Source organism: Streptomyces griseus subsp. griseus (genome assembly GCF_003610995.1).
Classification (GTDB): Bacteria; Actinomycetota; Actinomycetes; order Streptomycetales; family Streptomycetaceae; genus Streptomyces.
The window spans coordinates 6,290,064-6,315,805 of record NZ_CP032543.1; the positions used below are offsets into that span (position 1 = coordinate 6,290,064).

At 71.5% G+C, this 25,742-nt stretch carries 26 protein-coding genes and 1 pseudogene; 19 read left to right on the forward strand and 8 right to left on the reverse strand.

What is annotated here, in order from left to right:
* The first annotated feature begins 108 nt into the window (after nt 1–108).
* From D6270_RS28220 to D6270_RS28230, 3 genes are all read left to right on the forward strand, one after another.
* Nucleotides 109–1,329 (forward strand): sensor histidine kinase, encoded by a 1,221-nt coding sequence (locus D6270_RS28220; protein ID WP_109162876.1) that lies wholly within the window; start codon nt 109–111, stop codon nt 1,327–1,329.
* Nucleotides 1,330–1,443: 114 nt separating this feature from the next.
* The gene (locus tag D6270_RS28225; protein ID WP_109162875.1) at nt 1,444–2,181 is read left to right on the forward strand and encodes a response regulator transcription factor; all 738 of its coding nucleotides are present in this window, start codon (nt 1,444–1,446) and stop codon (nt 2,179–2,181) included.
* A gap of 32 nt (nt 2,182–2,213) precedes the next feature.
* Entirely contained in the window at nt 2,214–3,386 is a 1,173-nt protein-coding gene (locus tag D6270_RS28230; protein WP_109162874.1) for a cytochrome P450 family protein, read from the forward strand.
* Nucleotides 3,387–3,603: 217 nt separating this feature from the next.
* Here the strand turns inward: D6270_RS28230 and D6270_RS28235 are convergent, their stop codons facing one another.
* Nucleotides 3,604–4,617, reverse strand: coding sequence for a Gfo/Idh/MocA family protein (locus D6270_RS28235; protein ID WP_109162873.1), 1,014 nt, complete (start codon nt 4,615–4,617; stop codon nt 3,604–3,606).
* A 123-nt stretch (nt 4,618–4,740) separates the two neighbouring features.
* On the opposite strand from D6270_RS28235, the gene D6270_RS28240 reads away from it, so the two are divergent.
* The 11 genes from D6270_RS28240 to D6270_RS28290 all read left to right on the forward strand — a co-directional run bounded on the left by D6270_RS28240 (nt 4,741) and on the right by D6270_RS28290 (nt 14,729).
* Nucleotides 4,741–5,505, forward strand: coding sequence for a GntR family transcriptional regulator (locus tag D6270_RS28240; RefSeq protein WP_109162872.1), 765 nt, complete (start codon nt 4,741–4,743; stop codon nt 5,503–5,505).
* Nucleotides 5,506–5,799: 294 nt separating this feature from the next.
* The gene (locus tag D6270_RS28245; protein WP_109167243.1) at nt 5,800–6,774 is read left to right on the forward strand and encodes a sugar ABC transporter substrate-binding protein; all 975 of its coding nucleotides are present in this window, start codon (nt 5,800–5,802) and stop codon (nt 6,772–6,774) included.
* The gene (locus D6270_RS28250; RefSeq protein ID WP_109162871.1) at nt 6,771–7,817 is read left to right on the forward strand and encodes an ABC transporter permease; all 1,047 of its coding nucleotides are present in this window, start codon (nt 6,771–6,773) and stop codon (nt 7,815–7,817) included. Before D6270_RS28245 ends, D6270_RS28250 begins: the two co-directional genes overlap by 4 nt.
* Complete coding sequence (locus D6270_RS28255) at nt 7,814–8,677, forward strand: ATP-binding cassette domain-containing protein (protein WP_109162870.1); 864 nt, start codon at nt 7,814–7,816, stop codon at nt 8,675–8,677. The genes D6270_RS28250 and D6270_RS28255 overlap by 4 nt, the downstream gene beginning before the upstream one ends.
* A 133-nt stretch (nt 8,678–8,810) precedes the next feature.
* Entirely contained in the window at nt 8,811–9,977 is a 1,167-nt protein-coding gene (locus D6270_RS28260; RefSeq protein WP_109162869.1) for an ROK family glucokinase, read from the forward strand.
* Between the two features lie 135 nt (nt 9,978–10,112).
* The gene (locus tag D6270_RS28265) at nt 10,113–10,709 is read left to right on the forward strand and encodes a hypothetical protein (protein ID WP_109162868.1); all 597 of its coding nucleotides are present in this window, start codon (nt 10,113–10,115) and stop codon (nt 10,707–10,709) included.
* 115 nt (nt 10,710–10,824) lie between these two features.
* Complete coding sequence (locus D6270_RS28270; RefSeq protein ID WP_225976967.1) at nt 10,825–11,289, forward strand: anthrone oxygenase family protein; 465 nt, start codon at nt 10,825–10,827, stop codon at nt 11,287–11,289.
* Nucleotides 11,290–11,415: 126 nt separating this feature from the next.
* On the forward strand, nt 11,416–12,243 hold the full coding sequence (locus D6270_RS28275) for an NmrA family NAD(P)-binding protein (RefSeq protein WP_109162866.1): 828 nt from the start codon (nt 11,416–11,418) through the stop codon (nt 12,241–12,243).
* A 141-nt stretch (nt 12,244–12,384) separates the two neighbouring features.
* Complete coding sequence (locus D6270_RS28280) at nt 12,385–13,020, forward strand: hemerythrin domain-containing protein (RefSeq protein ID WP_109162865.1); 636 nt, start codon at nt 12,385–12,387, stop codon at nt 13,018–13,020.
* Between the two features lie 56 nt (nt 13,021–13,076).
* On the forward strand, nt 13,077–13,589 hold the full coding sequence (locus D6270_RS28285; protein ID WP_109162864.1) for an anthrone oxygenase family protein: 513 nt from the start codon (nt 13,077–13,079) through the stop codon (nt 13,587–13,589).
* A 147-nt stretch (nt 13,590–13,736) separates the two neighbouring features.
* Nucleotides 13,737–14,729 (forward strand): AraC family transcriptional regulator, encoded by a 993-nt coding sequence (locus D6270_RS28290; RefSeq protein WP_109167242.1) that lies wholly within the window; start codon nt 13,737–13,739, stop codon nt 14,727–14,729.
* Here D6270_RS28290 and D6270_RS28295 read toward each other — a convergent pair.
* The 6 genes from D6270_RS28295 to D6270_RS28320 all read right to left on the reverse strand — a co-directional run bounded on the left by D6270_RS28295 (nt 14,719) and on the right by D6270_RS28320 (nt 20,963).
* Entirely contained in the window at nt 14,719–15,477 is a 759-nt protein-coding gene (locus D6270_RS28295) for a 4'-phosphopantetheinyl transferase family protein (RefSeq protein ID WP_109162863.1), read from the reverse strand. The genes D6270_RS28290 and D6270_RS28295 overlap by 11 nt on opposite strands.
* A gap of 91 nt (nt 15,478–15,568) precedes the next feature.
* Nucleotides 15,569–16,450, reverse strand: coding sequence for an alpha/beta fold hydrolase (locus D6270_RS28300; protein WP_109162862.1), 882 nt, complete (start codon nt 16,448–16,450; stop codon nt 15,569–15,571).
* Nucleotides 16,447–16,947 carry an SRPBCC family protein gene (locus tag D6270_RS28305; protein ID WP_109162861.1) on the reverse strand — a complete coding sequence of 167 codons (501 nt, stop codon included), beginning with the start codon at nt 16,945–16,947 and terminating at the stop codon, nt 16,447–16,449. The genes D6270_RS28300 and D6270_RS28305 overlap by 4 nt, the downstream gene beginning before the upstream one ends.
* 65 nt (nt 16,948–17,012) lie before the next feature.
* Nucleotides 17,013–18,521 (reverse strand): FAD-binding protein, encoded by a 1,509-nt coding sequence (locus tag D6270_RS28310; RefSeq protein ID WP_202419109.1) that lies wholly within the window; start codon nt 18,519–18,521, stop codon nt 17,013–17,015.
* A gap of 40 nt (nt 18,522–18,561) precedes the next feature.
* Nucleotides 18,562–20,073, reverse strand: a complete 1,512-nt coding sequence (locus tag D6270_RS28315) for a flavin-containing monooxygenase (RefSeq protein WP_109162859.1) — start codon at nt 20,071–20,073, stop codon at nt 18,562–18,564.
* A 5-nt stretch (nt 20,074–20,078) separates the two neighbouring features.
* Nucleotides 20,079–20,963 carry a class I SAM-dependent methyltransferase gene (locus tag D6270_RS28320; RefSeq protein ID WP_109162858.1) on the reverse strand — a complete coding sequence of 295 codons (885 nt, stop codon included), beginning with the start codon at nt 20,961–20,963 and terminating at the stop codon, nt 20,079–20,081.
* A 205-nt stretch (nt 20,964–21,168) separates the two neighbouring features.
* Between D6270_RS28320 and D6270_RS28325 the strand changes: the two genes are divergently transcribed.
* From D6270_RS28325 to D6270_RS28335, 4 genes and pseudogenes are all read left to right on the forward strand, one after another.
* A complete protein-coding gene (locus tag D6270_RS28325) occupies nt 21,169–21,429 on the forward strand; it encodes a hypothetical protein (protein WP_109162857.1) in 261 nt (86 codons plus the stop codon).
* A gap of 9 nt (nt 21,430–21,438) precedes the next feature.
* Nucleotides 21,439–22,422, forward strand: a complete 984-nt coding sequence (locus D6270_RS28330) for a 3-oxoacyl-ACP synthase III family protein (protein ID WP_109162856.1) — start codon at nt 21,439–21,441, stop codon at nt 22,420–22,422.
* A 38-nt stretch (nt 22,423–22,460) separates the two neighbouring features.
* Nucleotides 22,461–22,694, forward strand: a pseudogene (locus D6270_RS33855) (SDR family NAD(P)-dependent oxidoreductase); the annotation flags it as partial.
* Nucleotides 22,631–23,173, forward strand: coding sequence for an SDR family oxidoreductase (locus tag D6270_RS28335; RefSeq protein ID WP_318780030.1), 543 nt, complete (start codon nt 22,631–22,633; stop codon nt 23,171–23,173). The pseudogene D6270_RS33855 and the gene D6270_RS28335, both read left to right, overlap by 64 nt.
* 62 nt (nt 23,174–23,235) lie before the next feature.
* Here the strand turns inward: D6270_RS28335 and D6270_RS28340 are convergent, their stop codons facing one another.
* Nucleotides 23,236–24,042: an AfsR/SARP family transcriptional regulator gene (locus tag D6270_RS28340; protein WP_109162854.1), complete on the reverse strand. Its 807-nt coding sequence runs from the start codon at nt 24,040–24,042 to the stop codon at nt 23,236–23,238.
* 414 nt (nt 24,043–24,456) lie between these two features.
* Here D6270_RS28340 and D6270_RS28345 point away from each other — a divergent pair, with 414 nt between their 5' ends.
* Nucleotides 24,457–25,671 carry an aminotransferase class I/II-fold pyridoxal phosphate-dependent enzyme gene (locus D6270_RS28345; RefSeq protein WP_109162853.1) on the forward strand — a complete coding sequence of 405 codons (1,215 nt, stop codon included), beginning with the start codon at nt 24,457–24,459 and terminating at the stop codon, nt 25,669–25,671.
* The last annotated feature ends 71 nt before the right edge of the window (nt 25,672–25,742 follow it).

Consider the following 25,742-nt stretch of genomic DNA (forward strand, 5'->3'; position numbering starts at 1 on the left):
GGCCACCCGGCTTCTCCGCCGCGACGAAAGTAGCGGGCCGGACGACTTCGGTCCCCCAGGCGCGGCGCGGGCGGCGCTCCGGCCGTCCGGCTGCGTAGGTTTGTCGACATGACGCGCACCGAGTACCGCTGGCTGCTCCCCTCGGCGATGGCCGACCCCGAGCTGCCCGCCGACCGGGCCCGCCGCAGGCGGACCGTACGCGACTGGGTGGTCGACATCCTCGCCTTCCTCATCGCGGCGGGCATCGCCCTCATCGCCCTCGCGACCATCGACGCGGAGGGCTCGACCTCCGACACCGTGCTGGTCGTCGACTCGGTGGTCGGCGCCGCGGCCTGCTGCGCCGTCTGGATCCGGCGGCGCTGGCCCGTCCAGCTCGCCGCCGCCCTGACGGCCCTCTCGGTCCTGGAACCCGTCGCGGGCGGCGCCCAGTTGGTGGCCCTGTTCACCCTCGCCGTGCACCGCCCCTTCAAGCCGGTGGCGATCGTCGGCGCGGTCGCGCTGGCCGCCGTGCCCCTCCAGCCCTGGCTCCGTCCCGACCCGGAGACCGGCTTCCTCGCCTCGGTCGTCTTCGGGGTGCTGCTGATCCTGCTGGCGCTGAGCTGGGGCATGGGCGTACGGTCCCGGCGCCGGCTCGTCGTCACGCTCCGCGAACGGGCCCGCCGCGCCGAGGCCGAGGCCGAACTCCGCGCCGAACAGGCCCAGCGGCTGGCCCGGGAGGCCATCGCCCGCGAGATGCACGACGTCCTGGCCCACCGGCTCACCCTGCTCAGCGTCCACGCCGGGGCCCTCGAATTCCGGCCCGACGCCCCCACCGCCGAGATCGCCCGGGCCGCCGGAGTCATCCGGGACAGCGCCCACGAGGCGCTCCAGGACCTACGGGAGATCATCGGCGTGCTGCGCGGACCCGGGGACTCCGGCGAGGGCGAGCGGCCCCAGCCCACCCTCGCCACCCTGGACGGGCTGATCGACGAGTCCCGCGGGGCGGGCATGAAGGTGACCGTCCACCAGCGCGTCGCCGCCCCGGAGGACGCCCCCGCCGCCACCGGCCGCACGGTGTACCGGATCGCCCAGGAGTGCCTGACCAACGCCCGTAAACACGCACCCGGCACCGAGGTCACCGTCACCGTGACCGGCGGCCCCGGGGACGGGCTCACCGTCGCGGTGGCGAACCCGGCCCCCACCGAACCCTTCGAACGGGTCCCCGGCTCCGGCCAGGGCCTCATCGGCCTCACCGAACGCGCGACGCTCGCCGGGGGCTCCCTGGAGTACGGCCCCACGGCGGACGGCGGCTTCACCGTGCGGGCCCGGCTGCCGTGGCCGGCGGGATGAGGCGCGCACCGGCTGCCGTGGCCGGTGGCGTGTGGAACCCACAGGGCGCGGCCCGCGCGCCGTCCGCTCCCGTACGGTGACCGCCCCGCCGCCCGGCTGGCTACGGTGGCCGTCATGAACACCCCGGCCTCCCCGACCCCATCCGCCTCGCCCTCCCCGCCCGTCAGGCTGCTCATCGTCGACGACGACCCGCTCGTGCGGGCCGGGCTCACCCTGATGCTCGGCGGGGCCGACGACATCGACATCGTGGGCGAGGGCGCGGACGGCAGCGAGGTCGCCGCCCTGGTCGAACGGCTGCGCCCCGACGTCGTCCTGATGGACATCCGGATGCCCGGCATGGACGGGCTCACCGCGACCGAGGAGCTGCGCCGCCGCCCCGACGCGCCCGAGGTCGTCGTCCTCACCACCTTCCACGCCGACGAACAGGTCCTGCGGGCCATCCGCGCCGGGGCTGCGGGATTCGTCCTGAAAGACACCCCGCCCGCCCGGATCGTCGACTCGGTCCGCCGGGTCGCCGCCGGGGACCCGGTGCTCTCGCCCGCCGTCACCCGCCAGCTCATGGCCCGTGCGGCGGGCGGTGCGCCGGACGACCGCACCAGCCGGACCGAGCGGGCCCGCAGGCGGTTCGCGGAGCTGGCGGGGCGGGAGAGGGAGGTGGCCGTCGCCGTCGGGCGGGGCCACTCCAACGCCGAGATCGCGGGCGAGCTCTACCTCAGCGTCGCCACCGTCAAGACCCAGGTCTCGCGGATTCTCGCCAAACTCGACCTGAACAACCGTGTCCAGATCGCGCTGTTGGTCCACGATGCCGGGCTCCTCGACCCGGATGGGGAGGAGGGCGGCGGCCTAGGGTGAGTGGTCCGAACCGGAAGAGGGGGCTGACCACGATGGCTGTGCTCGATCTGCGGGATCTGCCGGATTTCACGGCCAATCCCTATCCGTACTACGCCAAGCTGCGCGCCGAGGGGCCGGTCCACCCGGTGCGCACCGAGCACATGGAGCGGCTCTGGCTGGTCGTCGGATACGAGGAGGCCCGCTCGGCCCTCGCCGACCCCCGGTTCGGCAAGGACTGGCGGACCACCGGGCGCTGGGCCGCCCAGGTGAACCCGATCAGCGACAACATGCTGGAGCTGGACGCCCCGCGCCACACCCGGTTGCGCAGGCTGGTCGTCCGCGAGTTCACCGCCCGCCGGATCGAGGCGCTGCGCCCCCGGGTCACCGAGATCACCACGGAGCTCCTCGACGCGATGGTCCCGGCCGGCTCCGCCGACCTCGTCGACGCGCTGGCCTTCCCGCTCCCGATGACCGTCATCTGCGAACTGCTCGGCGTCCCCGACATCGACCGGGACACCTTCCGTACGCTGTCGAACGGCATCGTCACCCCCACCCCGGCCCAGCGGGAGGCCGACCCGGTCGGCGCGATGAGCGCCTATCTGGTCCAACTCATCGAGGACAAAAGGAGTTCGCCCGGCGAGGACCTCCTGAGCGCGCTGATCAGAAGCCGCGACGACGGCGGCGACGGGCTCTCCGCCGACGAACTGGTCGGCATGGCCTTCCTGTTGCTCGTCGCCGGACACGAGACCACCGTCAACCTGATCTCCAACGGCGTGCGGGCCCTCCTCGACCATCCGGCCCAACTCGCCCTGCTGCGCGCCGATCCCGGACTCCTCGACGGGGCGGTGGAGGAGATGCTGCGGTACGACGGCCCGGTGGAGACCGCCACCCTCCGCTTCACCCGTGAGGAGGTGACGATCGGGTCCACCGTGATCCCCGACGACGAGCCGGTGCTGGTGGCCCTCGCCTCGGGCGGCCGGGACCCGGAGCGGTTCGAGGACCCGGACACCTTCGACATCCGCCGCGCGCCCCAGGGGCATCTGGCCTTCGGTCACGGGGCGCACTACTGCCTCGGCGCCCCGCTCGCCCGCATGGAGGCGCGCATCGCGATCGGGGCGCTGCTGGAGCGCTGCCCGGAGCTGGCCCGCGATCCGGCGGGCGGCGAGCCGGAGTGGCTGCCCGGCCTGCTGATGCGCGGGGTGCGGCGGCTGCCGGTGCGCTGGTGAGGCCGCCTTCTCCGCATAACTCTCCGAAAGGGGAGACGCGTTGACCACCGAAGCGAGCCCGGAAACCGACGGGGGAGCGAGCCGGGAAACCGACGAGGGGCGTGCCCGGGAACCCGCGCCCTGATCGTCTGCGGGCACGGCATCGCGATGCGGGGACCGCCGAGGCTGCCGACGGCCGGGTGGGCGACGGACGGCCTTCGGGAGAACGCCCCGGCCCTCACCCGCCCGGGATCTCCTCCATCGCCACCGGGCGGCGCTCGCGGCGGGAGACCTCGCAGGCCTCGGCGATCCGCAGCGCGTGCAGGGCCTCGCGCCCGTCGCACGGGTTGGTCAGCTCCCCCCGGGCGACCCGGAGGAAGGCGTCCAGCTCCGCCTCGTACGCCGGGGCGAACCGCTCCAGGAACCCCGGCCACGGCTTCGGCGGGGCGCCCGGCCCCTCCGGCTCGGCCGAGGTCAGCGGCGTACGGTCGTCGAGGCCGACGGCGAGCTGGTCCAGCTCGCCGGCCAGCTCCATGCGGACGTCGTACCCGGCGCCGTTGCAGCGGGTCGCGGTGGCGGTGGCCAGCGTGCCGTCGTCCAGGGTGAGCAGGGCGGCGGCGGTGTCCACGTCCCCCGCCTCCCGGAACATCGCGGGCCCGGCGTCCGACCCGGTGGCGTACACCTCGCCGACCTCGCGGCCCGTCACCCACCGCAGGATGTCGAAGTCGTGGACCAGACAGTCCCGGTAGAGCCCGCCGGAGAGCGGGAGGTAGTCGGCGGGCGGGGGAGCGGGGTCGGAGGTGACGGCCCGTACGGTGTGCAGCCGCCCGAGCCTGCCCTCCCGTACCGCCGCCCTCGCCTCGGCGTACCCGGCGTCGAAGCGGCGCATGAAGCCGAGCTGGAGGACGCTGCCCGCCGCCTCGACCTCCGCGAGGGCGCCCAGCGTGCCGGGCAGGTCCAGCGCGATCGGCTTCTCGCAGAACGCGGGCAGCCCGGCCCGCGCGGCGCGCGCGATGAGCGAGGCGTGGGCGGCGGTCGCCGAGCAGATCACCAGCGCGTCGGGGAGCTCCCGGCCCCCGCCGGTGAACATCGCGTCCACCGGGACGGCCGAGGCCCCGGTACGGGTGGCCGCCACGGCGGCACGCTCCGGATCGGCGTCCGCCACCAGCAGGGAGTCCACGGCGGGATGACGGCTCAGCACCTCCGCATGGAAAGTGCCGATACGTCCCGTTCCGATGAGTCCGATGCGCATGGCCCCAAGGTGGCCTTCGCCCGGTCATCATGTCAAGCGTTTGTCCTGACAAATGAACTGACGAATGAGCCGGCTGACGCAGCGGCCATGGTTTTGTCCGGACAAACGAACTAGGCTCGCCCCGTGACCGCACAAGGAGCTGATCAGCCGCAGCCGCTGCCGCTGAGCGTGGACCGCACCAGCCCGGTGCCGCTCTACTTCCAGCTGGCGCAGCAACTGGAGGCCGCCGTCGAGCAGGGCCGGCTGGCCCCCGGCACCCTGCTCGGCAACGAGATCGATCTCGCCCACCGGCTGGGCCTCTCCCGTCCCACCGTCCGCCAGGCCATCCAGTCGCTCGTCGACAAGGGGCTGATGGTCCGCCGCCGGGGCGTCGGCACCCAGGTCGTGCACAGCCAGGTCCGCCGCCCGCTGGAGCTCAGCTCGCTCTTCGACGACCTGGAGGCGGCCGGCCAGCGCCCCGCCACCAAGGTCCTGCGCACCACCACGGAACCGGCCACCGCCGAGATCGCCGCCGCGCTGGGGGTCGCCGAGGGCACCGAGGTGCACCTGGTCGAGAGGCTGCGCTACGCCCACGACGAGCCGATGGCCCTCCTGCGCAACCACCTGCCCCCGGAGCTGCTCGCCCTCCCGGCGCAGGAGCTGGAGTCCACCGGGCTCTACCGGATGATGCGGACCTCGGGCATCACGCTGCACAGCGCCCGCCAGTCCGTCGGCGCCCGGGCCGCCACGGCGGGGGAGGCCCGGGCCCTGGACGAGGAGCCGGGTGCGCCGCTGCTGACGATGGAGCGCACGACCTACGACGCCACGGGCCGCGCGGTCGAGTTCGGCTCCCACGTCTACCGCGCGTCACGCTACGCGTTCGAGTTCCAGCTCCTGGTCCGCGCCTGACCCCCGGCAGCTTGTCCGGCGTTCGCGGACGGAACCCTTGCGTGGCTGGGCCCGCAGGCAGATGATCCTGAGCACCGGGCTCCCCGAGGGCGACCGCCGCCCACATCGGCGCTTCCGTCCTCGGAGCCGGACGGGCTGGAGGGCGGGGCGCCCCCCGGGGCAGCGGCGCGCACCGCTCGGGGATACTGGGCAGCCGGCCCGGGGCCCCGTACACTCCCCGGCCGGTCAAGAGCACAGCGAGCAGCAGTAGAAGGGCACGGCGTCGTGGCAAGGGTTCGGACAGGGGTACGCGCACTGGGCGCCGTGCTGGCAGTGGTGCTGGCAGCCGCAGGATGCAGCAGCACCGGCGGCAAGCGGGCGGAGGAGCGCGCGGCCGAGGCCGCCGAGGGCCGGGCCGCGGTGAACACGCCCCGCTGGACCTTCGCCATGGTCACCCACTCGGGCGACGGCGACACCTTCTGGGACATCGTGCAGAAGGGCGCCGAGCAGGCGGCCGTCAAGGACAACATCAACTTCCTCTACTCGCACAACGACGAGGCCAACCAGCAGGCCCAGCTCGTCCAGACCGCGATCGACAAGAAGGTCGACGGGCTGATCGTCTCGCTGGCCAAGCCCGACGCCATGAAGGCCGTGATCGCCAAGGCCGTCAAGGCGGGCATCCCGGTCGTCACGGTGAACTCCGGCTCCGCCGAGTCCAAGGAGTTCGGCGCGCTCACCCACATCGGCCAGGACGAGTCGATCGCCGGTGAGGCCGTCGGCGACGAGCTGAACGAGCGGGACCGCAAGAAGGTCCTCTGCGTCCTGCACGAGCAGGGCAACGTGGGCCACGAGCAGCGCTGCGCCGGGGCGAAGAAGAGCTTCGACGGCACCATGCAGAACCTGTACGTCGACGGCACCAACATGCCCGACGTCACCGCGTCCATCGAGGCCAAGCTCCAGTCCGACAAGAGCATCGACGCGGTCGTCACCCTCGGTGCCCCCTTCGCCGACGCCGCCGTCCAGGCCAAGCAGACGGCGGGCAGCAAGGCCGAGATCGACACCTTCGACCTGAACGCCAAGGTCGCCACCGGCCTCCAGACCGACAAGCTCGGCTTCGCCGTCGACCAGCAGCCCTACCTCCAGGGGTACGAGGCCGTCGACCTGCTCTGGCTCTACCGCTACAACCGCAACGTGCTCGGCGGCGGCCTCCCCGTCCTCACCGGCCCGCAGATCATCACCAAGAGCGACGCCGACGCCCTGGCCGACTACACCAAGCGCGGCACCCGATGAGCGGCTCCACCGCGGCCCCCGGCCAGCTGGACGAGCGCCTCGTACGCACCTCGCCGCTGCGCAAGCTGCTCGGCCGCCCCGAGCTCGGCTCGGTCGTCGGCGCGGCAGCGGTCTTCCTCTTCTTCGCGATCGTCGCCGACAGCTTCCTCCAGGCCTCCAGCTTCGGAACCGTGCTGTACGCGGCCTCCGTCCTCGGCATCATGGCCGCCCCGGTCGCGCTGCTGATGATCGGCGGCGAGTTCGACCTCTCCGCCGGTGTGCTGGTGACCAGCTCCGCGCTGATCTCGTCGATGTTCAGCTACCAGATGACGGCCAACGTCTGGGTCGGCGTCTTCGTGTCGCTGCTGGTCACGCTCGCCATCGGGGCGTTCAACGGCTTCATGCTGACCCGCACCAAACTGCCGAGCTTCATCATCACGCTCGGTACGTTCCTGATGCTCACCGGTCTGAACCTCGGCTTCACCAAGCTGATCAGCGGCACGGTCTCCACCAAGGCCATCGGGGACATGGAGGGCTTCGAGTCCGCCCGCGCCCTGTTCGCCTCGACGCTCACCCTCGGCGGCGTCGAGTTCAAGGTGACGATCCTGTGGTGGGTGGCGCTCGTCGCGCTCGCCACCTGGATCCTGCTCCGTACCCGCTTCGGCAACTGGATCTTCGCCGTCGGCGGCGAGGCGGACGCCGCCCGCGCGGTCGGCGTGCCCGTCATCCGTACCAAGATCGGGCTCTACCTCGGTGTCGCCTTCGCCGCCTGGATCTCCGGCCAGCACCTGCTCTTCAGCTACGACGTCGTCCAGTCCGGCGAGGGCGTCGGCAACGAGCTGACGTACATCATCGCGGCCGTCATCGGCGGCTGCCTGATCACCGGCGGCTACGGCTCCGCGATCGGCTCGGCGGTCGGTGCCTTCATCTTCGGCATGACCAGCAAGGGCATCGTGTACGCCGAGTGGAACCCGGACTGGTTCAAATTCTTCCTGGGAGCGATGCTGCTCCTGGCCACCCTGCTCAACGCGTGGGTGCGCAAGCGCGCGGAGGCGACGGCATGACGTCCACGTCAGAGAAGACGGCCACGCCCGGGAAGAGCGCGGGCCCCCTGGTCGAGCTGGACGACGTATCGAAGTTCTACGGCAACATCAAGGCCCTGGAACACGTCTCGCTGGAGGTCCACGCGGGCGAGATCACCTGCGTCCTCGGCGACAACGGCGCCGGCAAGTCCACCCTCATCAAGATCATCGCAGGGCTGCACCGGCACGACGCGGGCCGCTTCCTGATCGACGGCGAGGAGACCACCCTCGCCAACCCGCGCGACGCCCTGGACCGGGGCATCGCCACCGTCTACCAGGACCTCGCCGTCGTCCCGCTGATGCCGGTCTGGCGGAACTTCTTCCTCGGCTCCGAACCCACGGTGGGCGTCGGCCCCTTCAAACGCCTCGACGTCCGCAGGATGCGCGAGACGACCCGTACGGAACTGCTCCGCATGGGCATCGACCTGCGCGACGTCGACCAGCCCATCGGCACCCTCTCCGGCGGTGAGCGCCAGTGCGTGGCCATCGCCCGCGCCGTCTACTTCGGCGCCAAGGTCCTCGTCCTCGACGAGCCGACCGCGGCGCTCGGCGTCAAGCAGTCCGGTGTGGTGCTCAAGTACGTCGCGGCCGCCCGCGACGCCGGGCTCGGCGTGGTCCTCATCACGCACAACCCGCACCACGCCCACCTCGTCGGCGACCGGTTCATCCTGCTCAAGCGCGGGGCGATGTCCGGCAGCCACACCAAGGACGACGTCACGCTGGACGAACTCACCCGTCAGATGGCCGGCGGCAGCGAGCTGGAGGAGCTCAGCCACGAGCTGGAACGCACCCCCACCCCCACCCTCCCGGGCAGCTCCACCGCGGCCGGCGACGCCTCCTGACCGGAGACCCGCACCGGCGCGGCCGACCCCGGCCGACGGCCCCCGGGGCCCGGCAGTGGCAGAATCGGGCGCGGCGGGCGCCGTCCGCCGCCGGCCGCGACAGCGGCCCGGCCCCCCAGACCCCGCAGGGACGATGAGCACGTACCGCGACTTCGCACACCGCGGCTCCGCCCGCGCCACCGTCCTCAAGACCGTCGGCACCAAGGAACGCCGCTCGCACCTCACCGCCCCCCGCGTCCCCACGGTCGGGATCGACATCGGCGGTACGAAGGTGATGGCGGGCGTCGTCGACGCCGACGGCAACATCCTGGAACAGCTGCGCACCGAGACGCCCGACAAGTCCAAGAGCCCCAAGGTCGTCGAGGACACGATCGTGGAGCTGGTCCTGGACCTCTCCGACCGGCACGACGTCCACGCGGTGGGCATCGGCGCGGCGGGCTGGGTCGACGCCGACCGCTCCAAGGTCCTGTTCGCCCCGCACCTCGCCTGGCGCGACGAACCCCTGCGCGACGCCATCGCCTCCCGCCTCGTCGTCCCGGTCATGGTCGACAACGACGCCAACACCGCCGCCTGGGCGGAGTGGCGCTTCGGCGCCGGGCGCGGCGAGGACCACCTCGTCATGATCACGCTCGGTACGGGGATCGGCGGCGCGATCCTGGAGGACGGCCAGGTCAAGCGCGGCAAGTACGGGGTGGCCGGTGAGTTCGGCCATATGCAGGTCGTGCCCTCGGGCCACCGCTGCCCCTGCGGCAACCGGGGCTGCTGGGAGCAGTACAGCTCCGGCAACGCCCTGGTCCGCGAGGCCAAGGAGCTGGCCGCCGCCGACTCCCCGGTCGCGCACTATCTGCTGGACCGGGTGAAGGGCAACATCCCCGACATCACCGGCCCGCTCATCACCGAGCTGGCCCGCGAGGGCGATGCCATGTGCATCGAACTCCTCCAGGACATCGGCCAGTGGCTCGGCGTCGGCATCGCCAACCTGGCCGCCGCACTCGACCCGTCCTGCTTCGTCATCGGAGGCGGGGTCAGCGCCGCCGACGACCTTCTGATCGGCCCCGCCCGGGACGCCTTCAAGCGCCACCTCACGGGCCGCGGCTACCGCCCCGAGGCCCGGATCGCCAAGGCGCAGCTGGGCCCCGAGGCCGGTATGGTCGGCGCCGCGGACCTCGCCCGGCTGGTGGCCCGCCGCTTCCGCCGGGCCAACCGGCGCCGCGTCGAGCGGTACGAGCGGTACGCGCAGATCTACGACCAGGCGGCGAGCACCATCCGCAACACGCGTCCGACCCGCACGGTCGACTGAACCGCGGCCACCCGCACGGCGTCCCAGTCTCCGTACCGCAGCCGACTCCGTACGCTCGAAGCCGAACCCGACTCCGTACCCGACCGGCGTCCGCGCCTTTCGTACCCGCTCCGCAGCACGAGGGACCACCTGATCATGATCGCAGCCGACCACCCCGTGGTGCCGCCCCAGTCCGAGTCGCCGGGCGACGGCGAGGGCAAGCCTCCCGAAAGCCCCCGGCGGGTCTTCAGGCGGCGGTTCATCACGGCCACGATCATCGTGCTGCTGATCGGCATCCCGGCGGGCTACCTCCTGGTCTCCGCCGGCCAGAGCCGCCGCTCGGGCAAGGACAAGGAGACCGAGGCGGCCGCCCAGGGCCTCCGCGAGGGCTGGCCCTCCAAGATGCAGCGCCGGATCTTCGAGATCCCGATCCCCGGCAACGCCGTAGGCGTCCAGTACTACGAGACGAACAACTGGAAAGCCAGCCGGATGTATACGAAGTTCCGCACGACCTCCGCCGGACTCGACCGCTTCCTGACCGGCATCGGCACCGGCCGCGCCGCCCTGGAGCCGGGGGCCGTCAACATCGGCGCCCGGGACATCAACATCACCGGCTGGTACTTCGGGGCGAGCGAGAACTGGGCGAGCACCACGCACACCAACAAGAAGCCGCGCCCCACCCAGACCATCACGGTCAATATGACCGATCCGGCCAGTCCTGTCGTCTATGTCGTATCCGCGGCGACCCCCTGACCCGCCTCCTGGGCCGTGCTGCCGCGCCCCGAGGGGCCGAGAACCGGCCGCTTGTCCCCGGCCCGTCTCAAAGATGTCCTGCGAAGGGCCGCCCCGGACAACGATGATGATCGCCATGCCCGAAGCTCTGGAGATCCTCGCCCTCGCCTGCACCGGTCTGTACGCCGGATACATGGCCGCTTTCATGTCGGGTGTCATGCCCGCGCTCAGAGAGGTGGACGACGCGTCGTTCACCCAGGTCATGCGGTCGGTGAACCGTAAGGTTCCCGGCCCGCTCTTCCTGCTCCTCTTCCTCGGATCGCTCGCGTTCCCCGCGGCCTCGTTCTTCGTCCAGCCGGACGGCAGGGCCGGCGGCGACACCACCCTGGTGGGCGTCGCGGCCGTGTGCGCTCTGGTGGGGCATCTGATCACCTCGGGTGGGAACGTCCCGCTGAACAACGCGCTGGAGGCGTCGAAGGGGCGGGGTGGTGACCGGGATGCCCGTACCGCCTTCGAGGGCCGGTGGACCGCTCTGCACGCCCTGCGCACCCTGTTCGCGACCGCGGCCTTCGTCCTGGTCGCGTCGGCCGTCACCGGCTGAGCGGACCCCGAGTGTCGTCGCTGCAACGTGCTGCCTACGTGAAGCTTCATGAGAATGAGACGATGGCGAATGAAACTGAGTCTGTGAGCTATTCACCGTCTGCAATGCGAAGACTTTAATGAAGTCATGAGCACTAACGGACAGAACACAGCGCCCATCCTCGTCATCGGCGGCACCGGCAAGACCGGGCGGCGCGTCGTCGAGCGCCTGGAGACGCTCGGCCGCCCGACCCGCGTCGGCTCGCGCTCCAGCGGTACTCCCTTCGTCTGGGAGGACGAGAACACCTGGGAGGCCGCTCTCGACGGAGTCTCCGCCGTCTACGTCACCTACTACCCGGACCTGGCGTTCCCCGGCGCCAAGGAAGCCATCGGACGATTCGCCGCCGTCGCGGTGGAGCGGGGTGTCAAGCGCCTCGTGCTGCTCTCCGGCCGGGGCGAGGAAGGGGCGGTCGCGAGCGAGGACGCGCTCAAGGCGTCCGGCTGCGACTGGACCGTCGTCCGCTGCAACTGGTTCAACCAGAACTTCAGCGAGAGCTTCTTCCTCGACCCGGTTCTCGCCGGTGAGCTGGCGCTGCCGACCGGTGACGCCGTCGAGCCCTTCGTGGACGCCGACGACATCGCCGACGTGGCGGTGGCCGCGCTCACCGACGACCGCCACATCGGCAAGACGTACGAGCTCTCCGGCCCGCGGCTGCTGAGCTTCCACGACGTGGCCCGCGAGCTGTCAGCCGCCACCGGCCGGACCATCACCTACATCCCGGTCAGTGTCGACGACTACCGTGCGGCGCTGCGGCAGCTGGGCGAGCCGGAGGAGTTCGCCGACCTCTTCACGCTGATCGTGGACGGCCGCAACGCGAGCCTGGTGCACGGTGTCCGCGAAGCGCTCGGGCGGGAGCCCAAGGACTTCGCGGACTACGCCAAGGAAGCGGCCGCGGCCGGCGCCTGGAGCGCCTGACCGCTCCTGTTCGAGCAGTGTGGTCCGCGGAACCGGGGAACCGGGCCGCGGACCACCTGTGGACCGTGTGTGTTGCCACATACCGACAAGTCGGGGGCCCGGCAGCGCAGCGCCGGAGCGACCGAAGAAAAGAGGGACGCGATGGACGGGCCGGCGTGGGAGGGCAGAGGCGTGGGCGCGCTGCCCCGTCACCTCCGCGGATTCGCGCAGACGCATCTCGCGCTGCGACGTGACTCCCGCCGACTGGTCGCCGCGGTACCGCTGTTGACCTCGTCCGGTCTGCCCGCGGTCGCGGAGTGGTGGCGCCAGTTCAGGGACATCGTCGACTGGCACCACCGTACCGAGGACGAGATCCTCTGGCCGGGGCTGATCGAGCACGCCCCCGAGATCGCCGCCGGTTCGCACCTCATGGTCCAGGACCACGTGGCCCTCGACGACTCCATGCTGCGGGTGACCCGGGCCCTGGAAACGGGCCGGGCGGAGGCGCTGGACGGTCCCGTCGGCATGTTCGACTCGGTCCTTCACCAGCACCTGCACGAGGAGGAAGAGCTGACCTTCCCGGTCTTCACCCGCGTGCCGCCGGACGTCTTCACCGCCCTGGAACGCCGGGTCCTGGCCGCGGCGCCCTTCGGCGTCAAGCGGATCCTGCCGCCCTGGCTGCTGGACGGACTTCCCGACCCGGGCGGGGTGATGCCGGGCCCGGTGCGGCTGATCGGCCGCACCTTGCTCTCGAAGAGCTACCGCCGCTCCGTCACCGGGCTTCTGGAGCCCACCTGACCCGGACCCTCCGCCGGTGCCGGCGGTCCGAACCACAGAACGACCGGAGAGACATCATGAGTCCCAGCTCCTCCCGACCCGATCCCGCGCTCCTCGCCGCCACCGTCGGCACCGGTCTGATGACCGGTCTCTACCTCGCCTTCGACGTCGGTGTGATGCCCGCGCTGGCGCGCCGCGACGACGAGGCGTTCGTGAGCGCGATGCGCCGGTTCAACGACGCCCTCGACGACAGCGCCTCCTTCGGGGCGCTCTTTCTCGGAGTGTTCGTGGCCACCGGCGTCGCGGCCCGGCGGCTCCGCCGAGCGGAACGGGCCAGGGCCGCCCGGCGGGCCACGGCCGCCGCGGTCCTCTACGGCCTGAGCATCGCGGTGACCGTCGGAGCCAACCTGCCGTTGAACCGCGCTCTCCGCAGCGCTCCGGTGACCGCGTCGTCGGCTGCGGCGACGGCCGCCAGAACGGCCTACGAGAGGCCGTGGCGGAAGGCGAACGCCGTCCGTACGGCCGCCTGCCTGGGAGCTCTCGCCCTGCTCGGCGACACGGCCCTGCGGCGGGCGGTTTCCCGGGCGTGACGGCGGGAAGTGTCGAGCCGGGAATCGGGAACCGCGGTGAGTCGCGGGCCGTTGGCCGAAGGGCTCCGGGGCGTGACCGGCCCCGGCGGCCGCCGGGGCGACACGCGCTCGGAGACCACGACGTCGAAACGGAATGAGGTGACTGTGGTGGATGCGTTCAGCGGCCTGCTGGGAAGCCCCAAGGCACGGGGGGCCTTTCTGCTGAAATCCGTGTTCAACCCCCCGTGGGGCCTGCGCGTCGAGGACCGTGCCCCCCTGTCGCTCGTCACCCTGTTGCACGGGTCGGCGTGGGTGCTCCGCGAGGGCGGCGAGCCGGTCAAGCTGGCCGCCGGGGACGTCGCGGTCCTGCGGGGCCCCGAGCCGTACACCCTCGCCGACGACCCGGCCACTCCGCCCGGCGTCACGGTGGCCGCCGAACAGCGGTGCAGCACCACCGACGGGGAGGACGTCACGGAGACGATGTCGCTGGGTGTGCGGACCTGGGGCGAACCGCACCGCTCCGGCTCGACGGTGATGCTCAGCGGCACCTACCAGGCGCCCAACGAGGTCGGCCGCCGACTGCTCGCCAGTCTGCCGGCCCTGCTGGTGCAGCCCGCCTCCGCCGCCCGGACCCCGCTGATCGGCATGCTGGCCGCCGAGATGGATCAGGAGGACATCGGCCAGGAGGTGGTGCTGGACCGGCTGCTCGACCTCCTGCTGATCAACGTGCTGCGCTCCTGGCTGGCCGAGCCCGGCACCGGCGCCCCGCTCTGGTTCCGGGCCCAGAGCGATCCCGTCGTCGGCCGTGCCCTGATGCTGCTGCACGACCGGCCGAGCGAAGCGTGGACGGTCGCCTCGCTCGCCACTGCCGTGGAGGTCTCCCGGGCGAAGCTGGCGCGTCACTTCACCGAGCTGGTTGGCGAGCCGCCGATGTCCTACCTGACCGGATGGCGGCTCACACTCGCCTCCGACCTGCTGCGCGACCCCGACCTCTCGGTCGCCAAGATCGCCGAACAGGTCGGCTATTCGGGGCCGTTCGCGCTGAGTGCCGCGTTCAAACGCGAGCGCGGTGTCAGCCCCCAGGAGTACCGCCGGGGCAAACGCTCGGAGGAGGTCCTGGCCACCGGCTCCGACGGCCGGACCGTGATGCTCAGACGCTGAGCCGTGCCGTCGGCCGGGCATCCGTCCGGCCGACGGCCCCAAGGCCCGGCACGGCCACCGCCGTGAGCAGCAGACCGCCCGCCGTGTGCCAGCGGCCCCGGTAGGGGTACGCCCCGCCCGTCGCTCGTGGTACGCCGTCCCCGGTCGCGGTCACGGCGGATCGCCGTCTTCCCCGGGGCGGTTGTGTCCGTTCCGGACGTACCAGTGCTGTGATGAGGCCGTCGGCGGTGAGCGTCACCTCGATCGCGAGGGTCCCGATCCATCGGCCCGTGGCCGGGTGCCAGGCCTTGTAGACCGATTCCTTCGCGCTGAACAGCAGCCGGTCCCACGGGACTTGCGGGCTTCGCCTGGACAGCTCGGCGACCATGTGCCGCTCCGGAGCCGTCGTCACCAGGTCCAGTACCCCCGTCGGCAACGGCAGGGCCGGTTCGGCGTCCACACCGAGCGCCGCCCACAGGCCGGCGCGGGCGGCCACCGCGCCCCGGTACCCGGCGCAGTGCGTGATGCTCCCGACGACACCGGGCGGCCACTTCGGCCCGCCGTCCGGGGTACGCAGCAACGGGACCTGCGGCAGGGCCAGTTGGTCCAGACAGCGGTGGGCGCAGGACCGTGCGGCGGCGAACCGCCGGACGATCGCCTCGGGCTGCCCGCGCAGCAGTGCCAGCTCCCGGGGGTCGGGCAGGCCGGGCAGCGCGTCGTCGAACGCCTCCGCCCGCGCGACCGTCTCCGGGACGACCCGCCCGATCACGGCCTGCCGCCCGCCGGTCGCACCTCCGGGCCGGGGCCGGGCGTGTTCTGCCGGCCCCGGCCCGGAGGAGTGGAGCGCCGTGGGCCACCGCTCACCGGGAGCCCGTCCGCTGCACGGTGTCGTCGCTCGTCGACCGGCCGGCGAACGCCCGGTCGACCCGCAGGACCGCCGCGACCACCGCGTCCGGGCTCTCCAGTGGCAGGACGTGACCGGCACCGGGCAGGGGGGTGAACGTGGCGTCCGGCAGCGCGGCAGCCAGCTCCCGCCCCAGCTCCGGCCGGATGACCTTGTCCTTCTCCCCGGCCAGGACCTCGGCCGGAATCCGCAGGGAGGCCGACGCCGCCCGGAGGTCCATGCCCCGGGAGGAACGGAAACAGGCGGCACGCACCGCCGGCGCGGTCCCGGCGAACACCTGGCGGTTCACCTCCCGGGACCGGGAATCCAGCGACGTACCCGTCATCTGGCCGAGCAGGAGCCGCCCGACCGCGGGCCGCCGCAGAGCCCAGGAGAAGAGCGGGGCCTCCATCATGGCGGCCTCCTTCTCCGGCGTGTCCTGGTCGTGCGCCGCCGAGGCGACCAGCACCAGACCCACCGGTCCGGCGCCCGGCCCCGACGTGGCCATCAGGGACAGGGCCGCGAACCCGCCCCCGGAGTGGCCGACGACGATCGGCGCGCCACCGGCGTACGAGACGACCGCCGCGAGATCGGCGGTCATGGCCTCGGCAGTCACACCCGAGGAGCCCACGGTCGAGGCGCCATGGCCGCGCAGATCGTAGGAGACCACGGGAAAACCGCTGCGCAGCAGGCGGTCGGTCACCAGGCTCCAGATCCGGCGGCTGCCGCCCCACCCGTGTGCCAGCACGACCACGGGAGGCTCCCGGTCGCTCCGTTCCAGCGGGTGCAGCACGGAGAGGGCCAGACGTCCGCCGTCGCCGGCGTCGAGGAGGACCTCCCCGGCTTCGGGTGTCGTCACCGCGCACCTCCGGCGGCGGAGGTGGCGGGCGTACTGCTGGACAGCAGCTGGTTGAGCCTGCCGAACGCGGCGCGGGTGGCCCGGGTGTGCATCGCGCCGACGTCCACCAGGCGTGCGAGGAAAGCCAGTTGGCCCTGCGGACTGGCCCGGAAGAACATCACGAGTCGGGTACCGCCGTCCTCCAGCCGGGTGAGCGTGAACTCCGCGGTACCCCGGAAGGCCCCCTCCACGTACTCCAGCGCCAGTCGCTCCGCCCGCTGTACGGCGGTGGTGCGCGCGGTGAAGCGGAGCTTCTTGCCGCCCTTGTCGACACCCTTGGTGTGGACGGTGATCCGCGTCAGCGCGCCGACCCGGTCCGGGGCGCCGTCCACCGGCTCGAAGGTGTTGTCCGGCACCCACCACCGCGCCTCGCCCGAGAGCTCGCCCAGCAGGGCCTCCCAGACCGCGTCCGGACCGGCGGTGAGCCATGCCTCGTCGACCAGCTCGTATGTCTTCAACTGCTCCTCCAGGGGGATGAACGGGAAGGGCCGCTCCCGCAGGAGCGGCCCCGGGCCGTGCTCGGTCAGCCGAAGAAGCCCTGGCCGGGGGTGAGGACGTTGCCGGGGTCGAAGCGGCGCTTCGCGTCGCACAGTGCCCCGTAGCTGCTGCCGAAGTGGCGCCGCCAGTCCGCGGCGGTCAGACCGGGCACAGCCCCGACGAGGTAGCGCTTGGCGCCCAGCTCCACGGCCCGGTCGTACAGCCAGCGGTTCTGCTTGACCATCCGCGCGATCTCGGCGTCGCTGGTCCCCGGGTTCGGGAAGCGCAGCAGGTCGAAGAGGTATCCGGTCCGGTCCTTCGGCTGCACCGCCATCGGCACGGTGACCTTGGACGTCGGGTAGGGGTAGGTGAGCACCACCCCGGCGCCCAGGCTCTCCGAGGTGAGCTGGCTCTCCACCAGGCGCAGGAAGCGGGCGGCCTGTGAGCTCGGCAGGAAGAGGCTCAGCCACGGCTTGGCCTCGAACCAGTGCCCGGCCTCCTTGAGGAAGGCCTCGTAGCCGTCCAGCCGGAAGAGGTAGTCGCGCAGCGCGAAGTCCTCGATGTGGGCCTCGGCGCGCAGGTCCTTGAGGCCCTTCAACAGCTTCGCCCGGTCGGGGACGCGTCCGCCGGAGTACGTGGCGACCGCCTCGATCTTGTAGCGCCAGCCGGAGTCGTCCGGCTTGCGGACCATCTCGCCGCCCTGCATCTGGAAGCGGCGGTCGGCGAGGAGGATCTCCGAGTCCTTCATGAAGGCCGTGACGTCGCTGTAGAAGAGGCTGAAGACGGTGGCCCGTTCGGCGGACGGCACCGTCCGCAGCGTCACGCTGACGATCACACCGACCTGACCGCCGCCGGCCAGTGCGGCGCGGAAGAGGTCCGAGCGCCGGCTCTTGGAGGTGGTGACCACCTCGCCGGTCCCGGTCACCACGGTCATCGAGGTCACGGTGTCCGCGATGAGGCCCTCGGAGCCCATGGTGAGCCCGATGCCGCCGACGCTGAGCGTCCCGCCCACCGAGAGCGGCAGGTAGTCGGGCAGGGCGGGCAGGGTGCGGCCGCGGGGGAGCAGGTGGTCGGTGATCTCCGCCCATGTCGCCCCGGCCTCCACGGTGATGGAGTCGCTCCCGGTCGACAGGATGCGCGCCATACCGCGGGCGTTGACCGAGATCCCGCCGGGAACCGCGGCCTGGCCGTAGCAGGAGTGGGACTCCAGGTCGCCTCCGGTGCCGCTGCGGCCGTTGACCGCCAGCTTCAGCCGGTTGGTCCGGGCGTAGCCGATCATCTTGGCGATGTCCTGGACCGAGCCGGGGGTGAGGACCGCCCACGGAACGGTGCCGCTGACGAGCCGGCCGAAGTCGTGGCTGTAGGAACCGAACTGGCTGGTGTCCGTGGTGAGCGTGCCGTCCAGTTGCGGTACGGACACGATGCGGTCGCCGGGACGGCGTGCCGGATCGGCCGCGTGGGCCCAGCTGCCGGTGGTGGCGTTCCAGCCGATCACCGTGGCGGCGGCGCCGACCGTGCCGAGCACTGCTCTTCGGGAAGGGGTGTGCAGGTTCATGGGGAAGGACTCCATGTCTCGTCGGTCACGTGGACGGCTGTCAGGAAGCGGCGGACGCGGTCGCCCGCAGGTCCTCGCTGGTGCTCAGCAGGTGCTCGGCGGGGTCGAACCGGCTGGTGGCCCGCCGGAAGCGCCAGGTGTAGGTCGGCCAGATGGACGGGTTGCGGCCGTGCTCGTCGAGATACCAGCTGCGGCAGTTCCCGGCGTTCCACACCGTGCCGTCCAGCCGCTGGTCCAGCTTGTCGTTGTAGGCCCGCTGAGCCTCGGGCAGCGCCTCGACGCTGGCCAGACCGCGCTTGTCCATCGTCTTGAGGGCGTCCAGCAGATAGGCGATCTGAGCCTCGATCATGATCACCTGGGAGGAGTGGCCCAGCGTGGTGTTCGGCCCGAGCAGCATGAAGAGGTTGGGGAAGCCTGCGACGCCCGTACCGCGCAGTGCGCTCATGCCCTCGCTCCAGGCATCCTTGAGGCCGACGCCGTTCCGGCCGAAGACGCGCTCGGCGATCGGGCGGCGTACCGCCTCGAACCCTGTGCCCAGCACGATGGTGTCCACCGGGCGCTCCCGGCCGTCGGCCGTGACCACCGCGTCGGGAGTGACCTTGGCGATGCCGTCGGTGACCAGCTCCACGTTGGGCTGCTGGATCGCCGGGTAGTACGTGTTGGAGAAGAGCAGGCGCTTGCAGGCCATCACGTAGTCCGGGGTGAGCCGGGCCCGTAGCGCCTCGTCCGGCACGCTCTTCCTGAGGTGGTCGGACGCCATCTTCTGCATCTTCCCGGCGACGGCGGGGCGCGCCATCACGAACGCCAGGATCTCCCGGCCCCACATGTTGAAGTTCCGGCGGAAGCGCTGGTAGCCGGGGACCGAGGTCAGCAGCTTGGTCTGGAGGGCGCTGTTGGCCTTGTCGTTCTTCGGGCCGATCCAGGGCGGGGTGCGCTGGTAGAGGTCCAGTTGCCCGACCTCCGGCTGGATGGCGGGGACGAACTGGATGGCGGACGCCCCGGTGCCGATGACGGCGACCCGGCGGCCGGTGAGGTCCAGGTCGTGCCGCCACCGCGACGAGTGGAACACCTCGCCCTGGAACTCGGAGAGGCCGGGGATGTCCGGGACGGCCGGCTCGCTGAGGTAGCCGGTGCCGGTGACGAGGACCCGGGCGGTGTAGTCGCCGCCGGTGGTGGAGATCAGCCACCGTTTGCGCAGGTCGTCCCAGCGCGCCTCGGTCAGCTCGTGCCGGAAGCGGATGCGTGAGCGCACCCCGAACCGGTCGGCGCAGTCGCGCAGGTAGTCGAAGAGCTCCCGCTGCTTGCCGAAGGTGCTCTTCCAGTTCGGGTTGGGAGCGAACGAGAAGGAGTAGAGATGCGACATCACATCGCAGGCGCAGCCCGGATAGGTGTTGTCGCGCCAGGTGCCGCCGACCTCGTCGGCCCGTTCGAAGACCAGGAAGTCGTCGATGCCCTGCTGCATCAGCCGGATCGCGGTGCCGAGCCCGGAGAAGCCACTGCCGATCACCGCCACCCGCAGGTCGCGGGCCGGGTCCAGGGGTGCCTGAGCCATCCCGGTCACCCCTTACGGGCCAGCGTCAGCCGGAAGTTGTTGAAGAAGCGGTCCTCCAGCGTGTAGGCGAAGATGTCCAGGTAGCGCTCGAAGCGAGCCACCACCTCCTCGCTCTCCAGCGCCACGGCCTCCTCGCGCCGCTCGGCGAGCAGCACCAGCCAGGCGCGGCAGGCACGGGCGAACGCCTCGCGCTCGTTGAGCAGTTCCACCACCTCGAAGAGGCCCTCGGCGGCGGCGGCCAGCTCGTGCAGGTGCGGGATGTGCATGCCGGCGAACTCGGAGCGCTGGAGGAACTTGAGGTCCGCCAGGATCTTCCGCCCGATCGGCTGGGCCTCGGCGGTCATCGTGTGCAGGACGAACCGGCCCTCCGGCACCAGCGCCTGGTGGACCTGCTGGAAGAAGAAGCGGTAGCGCTTGGTGCGTTCCTTCGGCGACAGGCTGGAGGGCACGAAGTGCTCCAGCGCGTTGACGCAGAACGCCGCGTCGTAGGCGCCCGGGGCGCTGTGCTCCGACCAGCTCTCCACCCGGGTGGTGAGGGCCGGGTTGTCCAGGCCCGCGATGAAGTCGGCCTGGGTGCGGCTCAGCGTCAGACCGACCGCCTCGCGCACGCCGTGCTTCCGCGTCAGCCGGTCCATCAGGGTGCCCCAGCCGCAGCCGATGTCCAGGACCCGGTCCTTGCCCGCGGCGTCCGCCAGCTCGGCGAACGCGTCGAGCTTACGCTCCTGCGCCAGGTCCAGGGCTTCGGTGAGGCCCTCGCCCTCCTGCCAGTAGCCGCCGCTGTACATCATGCTGGGCCCCAGCAGCAGCCGGTAGAACTCGTTTCCCACCTCGTAGTGGTGGCGGACTGCGTCCACCTCCGGCTCCGCGGTGTGGGAGGCAATCGTCGCCATCCTCGCCCTCTCCTCGCAGCTTCTGCCGACCGGGCGCGAGAGCGCTCGGACGGCTCTCGGGTTCCGAACCGTGCTGAGAGGGAGCCAAGCGGACGTGTGCAATCCGTCCGCAACAGCAGCGTGTGACCGTCTTGTTGCGGACCGATTGCGAGGAGCGGCTTGCATGCCGTCACGACCGTACGCCGCGTTGAGAGAGGAACAAATCATGGCACTGCCGACTGTCGAGGTTCTCTCGGAGCAGCTCGCCGCCGTCTCCGGAGCCACCGAAGTGACGCCCGACGCGCCGATCCGGCACATCCCGGGTGTGGACTCGCTGGACCTGATGGAGTGGCTGTACAACTTCCAGAACGAGCACCCCGACATCCCCGCCGACGAGTCGCTCTTCGCGGAGCTGGACGACACCACGACGATGCGGGACGTGTACGCGAAGCTGGTCGACCTGGCGCCGCAGCCGGCCGAGGCCTGAGGCGGGACCATGAGTGGATTCGCCATCGCGGGGTGGGGCAAGGCCCTGCCCGAGCGGGTCGTCACCAGCACGGAACTGGCCGAGCGCTTCGGGGTCGACGAGCACTGGGTCGTCAGCCGTTGCGGTATCCAGGAGCGGCGGGCGGTCGACCCGGGCCAGACGACCGCCTCCCTGGCCGTCGACGCGGGCCGCGCGGCTCTGGCAAGAGCGGGGCTGACCGGCGCCGACATCGCCCATCTGATCGTGGCCACGGCCACCCCCGAGCAGCCCTCTCCCGCCACCTCCGCCTTCGTCCACCACGATCTGGGGATCGCCGGCGGGGCGATGGACGTCAACTCCGAATGCGCCGGCTTCGTCTACGGGCTGGTGGCGGCCATGGGCATCCTGCGCATGGACCGTCGTCCGATCCTGCTGATCGGCTCGGACACGCACACCCTGACCGCCAACCCCGCCGACCGGGACCTGTCCATCCTGGTCGGCGACGGAGCGGCCGCGGTGGTCCTCGTACCCGGTCCGGAAGATCCTGTTCTGGCCTGGAACCTGGGCGCCGACGGATCGTGTGCAGATGCACTCAAGGTTCAAGCGGGCGGAAGCCGGATGCCCACAACGCCGGAAACGGTCGCGCAGGGGCTCCACTTCGCACAGATCAAGGGCAACGAGATCTACCTCAACGCCGTCCGCTACACCGTGCGCACGGTGCGCGAGACGCTGGAGAGCGCGAAGGTCGCTCCGGCGGAGGTCGATCACGTGATCCCGCACCAGGCGAACATCCGCATCATCAACTCGGTGATGCAGCACTCGGGTCTGCGCCCGGAGTCCCTGATCACCAACCTCGACCGGTACGGCAACACCGCGTCGGCCTCGATCCCGCTGGCCCTCACCGAGGCGCTGGAGGCGGATCGGATCAGAGCGGGAGAGCTGGTCCTGCTCGCCGGGTTCGGGGCGGGCATGACCTGGGGTTCGGTCCTGATGCGCTGGGGAGGCGCCACGTGAGCGGAGCACAGAAGGCGGGCAAGCGCCCCGACGCGCCGGTGGCCCTGGTCACCGGCGCGTCGGGCGGCCTCGGGCAGGCGCTGGCGGTCGAACTGGACGCGCTGGGCTGCCGGGTGGCCGTGCACTACCGCAGCTCGGCCGACCAGGCCCGGGCGGTGAGCGAGAAGCTGACGAACGACTCGGTCGTCGTCGGCGCGGACGTCGGCTCGTGGGAGGAGACGCAGCGCCTCTGCCAGGAGGTCGAGCGGGCTCTCGGCCCCATCGACGTGGTGGTCAACAACGGAGCCGTCCGCAAGGACGCCCTGATGGCCATGCAGTCCCGGAGGACTGGCACGAGGTCATCCGCACCAACCTGCTGGGTTCGTTCCACACCAGCCGGGCCGCACTGCCGTACATGCTGCGTCAGCGCTGGGGCCGGATCGTCAACGTCGTCTCGCCCTCGGGCCTCATCGCCACCGCGGGGCAGACCGCGTACTCCGCGTCCAAGGCCGGAGTGATGGGGATGACCCGTGCGCTGGCGGCGGAGTGCGGCCGGCGAGGGGTCACGGTCAACGCGTTGTCACCCGGGTTCATGATCACGGGCATGACCGACCAGCTGCCGGAGAGCATCGTGTCGGACATGGCGCGCAAGGCGCCCGTCCCGCGGTTCGTCACCGTCGAGGAGGTCGCCCGAAGCGTCTCCCTCTTCCTCGACCAGGACTGCATGACCGGGCAGGTGATCAGTATCGACAGCGGTGTCTCCATCATGTGAGCCGTTGCACGGCAGTGGGGAGGGACACGATCTCGTGTCCCTCCCCACTGCCGTGCCGGGGATCAGCTCAGCCGGTGTGCCGACATCGTTTCCCACTCCGCCCGCGCGGGGACCACCGGCAGACGGGTCCGGTCCAGCAGGCCGAGGTAGGCGGCCTCGCTCTCGGGGCTGGGGTCGCAGCCCAGCTCCTCCGCGAGGACGACGCGCAACTGCTGGTATATCCGCAGGGCTTCGGCCCGGTTGCCGGCCAAGCGGTGCGCGGTCATCTGGCAGCGGTAGGCGCTCTCCCGGAACGGGGCCTGGCGCACCGCCTCCGCGGCGTAGCGCAGGGCGTGGTGGGTGTCGCCGAGGGCGGACGAGGAACTGCTCGCGGTCTCCAGGGCCGAGACCCGCAGATCCTTGAGGTGGCGCCGGACGGACTCCACCCACTCGCCCTCGTGGGAGGCGAGGAAGGGGCCCCGCAGCAGGGGTACCGCGGTGGCGGCAAGCCGCTGCGCGGTGCTGTGGTCGCCTTCGCGGTGGGCGGCAGCGGCGGTGAACGCCGCCTGCTCGGCACGCTCCACGTCCAGCTGGGCGTCCTCCGGCAGGTGCAGCAGATAGCGTCCCCCGCGGGCGATGACCGTCGGCTCGACGCCCTTCCCCTCCGAGAGGGAAACTCTGAGGCGACTGACGACACTGCGTAAAGCCGAAGCCCACGTGCTGGGCAGACCATCCGGCCATATGGTGTCGGCAAGTTGCTCCCGGCCTATGCCAGAGGGGCGTTCCAGGCAGAGCCGGGCCAGGGCTATCTGTGCCTGATGGCTGGCCAGTACCCGCGGGGCCTCGGATTCATGTTCGATGGAGACGAGGCCGATAAGCCTGATGAGCACGATCGATCCCCCCAGTGAGAGGTTGAGATGACTTCCCCGGCGGCATGGGTGACGGAAGTCGACTGTCTGGCAGTGCGTGCGGTTCCGTGCGTGGGCCCAGCGTGTGGTTCGTGCGTCAGGTGATGCACGTGGGGATCCCGTGGGAGGGCTGCGGCGATCCGGCAGGAGCTTGGTCAATTCTTCTCCACGGCTGAGTAAACAGCATTCTCGTTTAAAAAGGGTGTGTGTCAACTACCCGTTAAGTTGCACCAGTTAACGCCCGGTGAATCAGCTGCCCGGTGCGCGCAAATCCTCCGATGACTGTTTGATCTTGCTCCCGTGTTGCGTCTCGATTGCGAGGCGCCCGTTGAATTCGAGGCGCATCAGATTCGTTGCACCCGTGTGCAATGGCAGTCACAAATGAGAGGACGGCCGATGGCATCCGCAGCGTGGGGGAGAATCGCGCCCAAACTGGAGGCGACGGGCCGGCGCGTGGCGTCGCTGGAGTGGGAGCCCGAGCGCCGCAACAGCTTCGTCCCCTACACCGCCGAGCGCGACACGGCCTACGTCGACCTCGACGGCCGGCGGCTGCTGATGATGTCCGGCTACAGCTACCTGGGCCTGGCGGGGGACGAGCGCGTGGTGGCAGCCGCCCAGGCCGCCGCGGCCCGTTACGGCACCGGTAACCACGGCGTACGCGCGCTCGCCGGGTCCATCCCGCTCCACGAGGAGCTGGAGGCCGAGGTCGCCACCGTCGCGGAGCGGGAGGCCGCCATCGTCTTCGGTTCCGGCTACGCCGCCAACGTGGGGACGATCGGAGCCCTGGTCGGCCCCGGCGACACCGTCTTCGTCGACAAGTACGCCCACGCGAGCATCGTCGACGGCTGCCGCCTCAGCGGGGCCACCGTGGTCCGCTTCCGGCACAACGACACCGAGCACCTGGCCCGTCGCATGGAGGCCGCCGCCCCCGGCGGAGTCCGCCTGGTCATCGTCGACAGCGTCTACTCGATGGACGGCGACATCGCGCCGCTGCCCCGGCTGCGCGAGGTGTGCGACGTCCACGAGGCGCTCCTGATGACCGACGAGGCCCACGCCCTCGGTGTGATCGGCCGCACCGGCCTGGGTGTGGAGGAGCACTTCGACCGGCGGGTACGGGTGGACGTCAAGCTCGGCACCCTCTCCAAGGCCATCCCCTCCATGGGCGGCTGGGTCGCGGGATCGGCCGAGCTGATCGGACATCTCCGTTATGCCGCGCGGCCGTTCCTCTTCTCGGCCGCCCTCGCGCCGGCCTCGGCGGGCGCCGCCCTGGAGGCGCTGCGCGTGCTGCGCGCCGAACCGGAGCGCGTCACCCGGATCCAGGGGTACGGCACCAGGTTCCGGGAGCTGGTGAGCGCGGGCGGCATGCGGACCGGCGACAGCGAGACCGCCGTCGTCCCGCTCATCGCCGGCAGCGACGAGTCGGCCTACGACCTGGCCACCACCGCACGCCGCCTGGGCGTGATCGGGCTGCCTGTGGTCACCCCCGCCGTCCCGCGCGATCTGGCCCGGCTGCGGATCGCCGTCACCGCACGGCACACGGACGCGGACGTGGAGCTCGCCGCGGAGGCGTTCCTCAAGGCCGCCGGAGAGTGCGGACTCCTGGCGGGCTGACCCTGCCGGCACCGCCCCCATCCATTCGAGCACGGCACCCTCGCCACGGCCGACGGCCGGTCACCGGAACG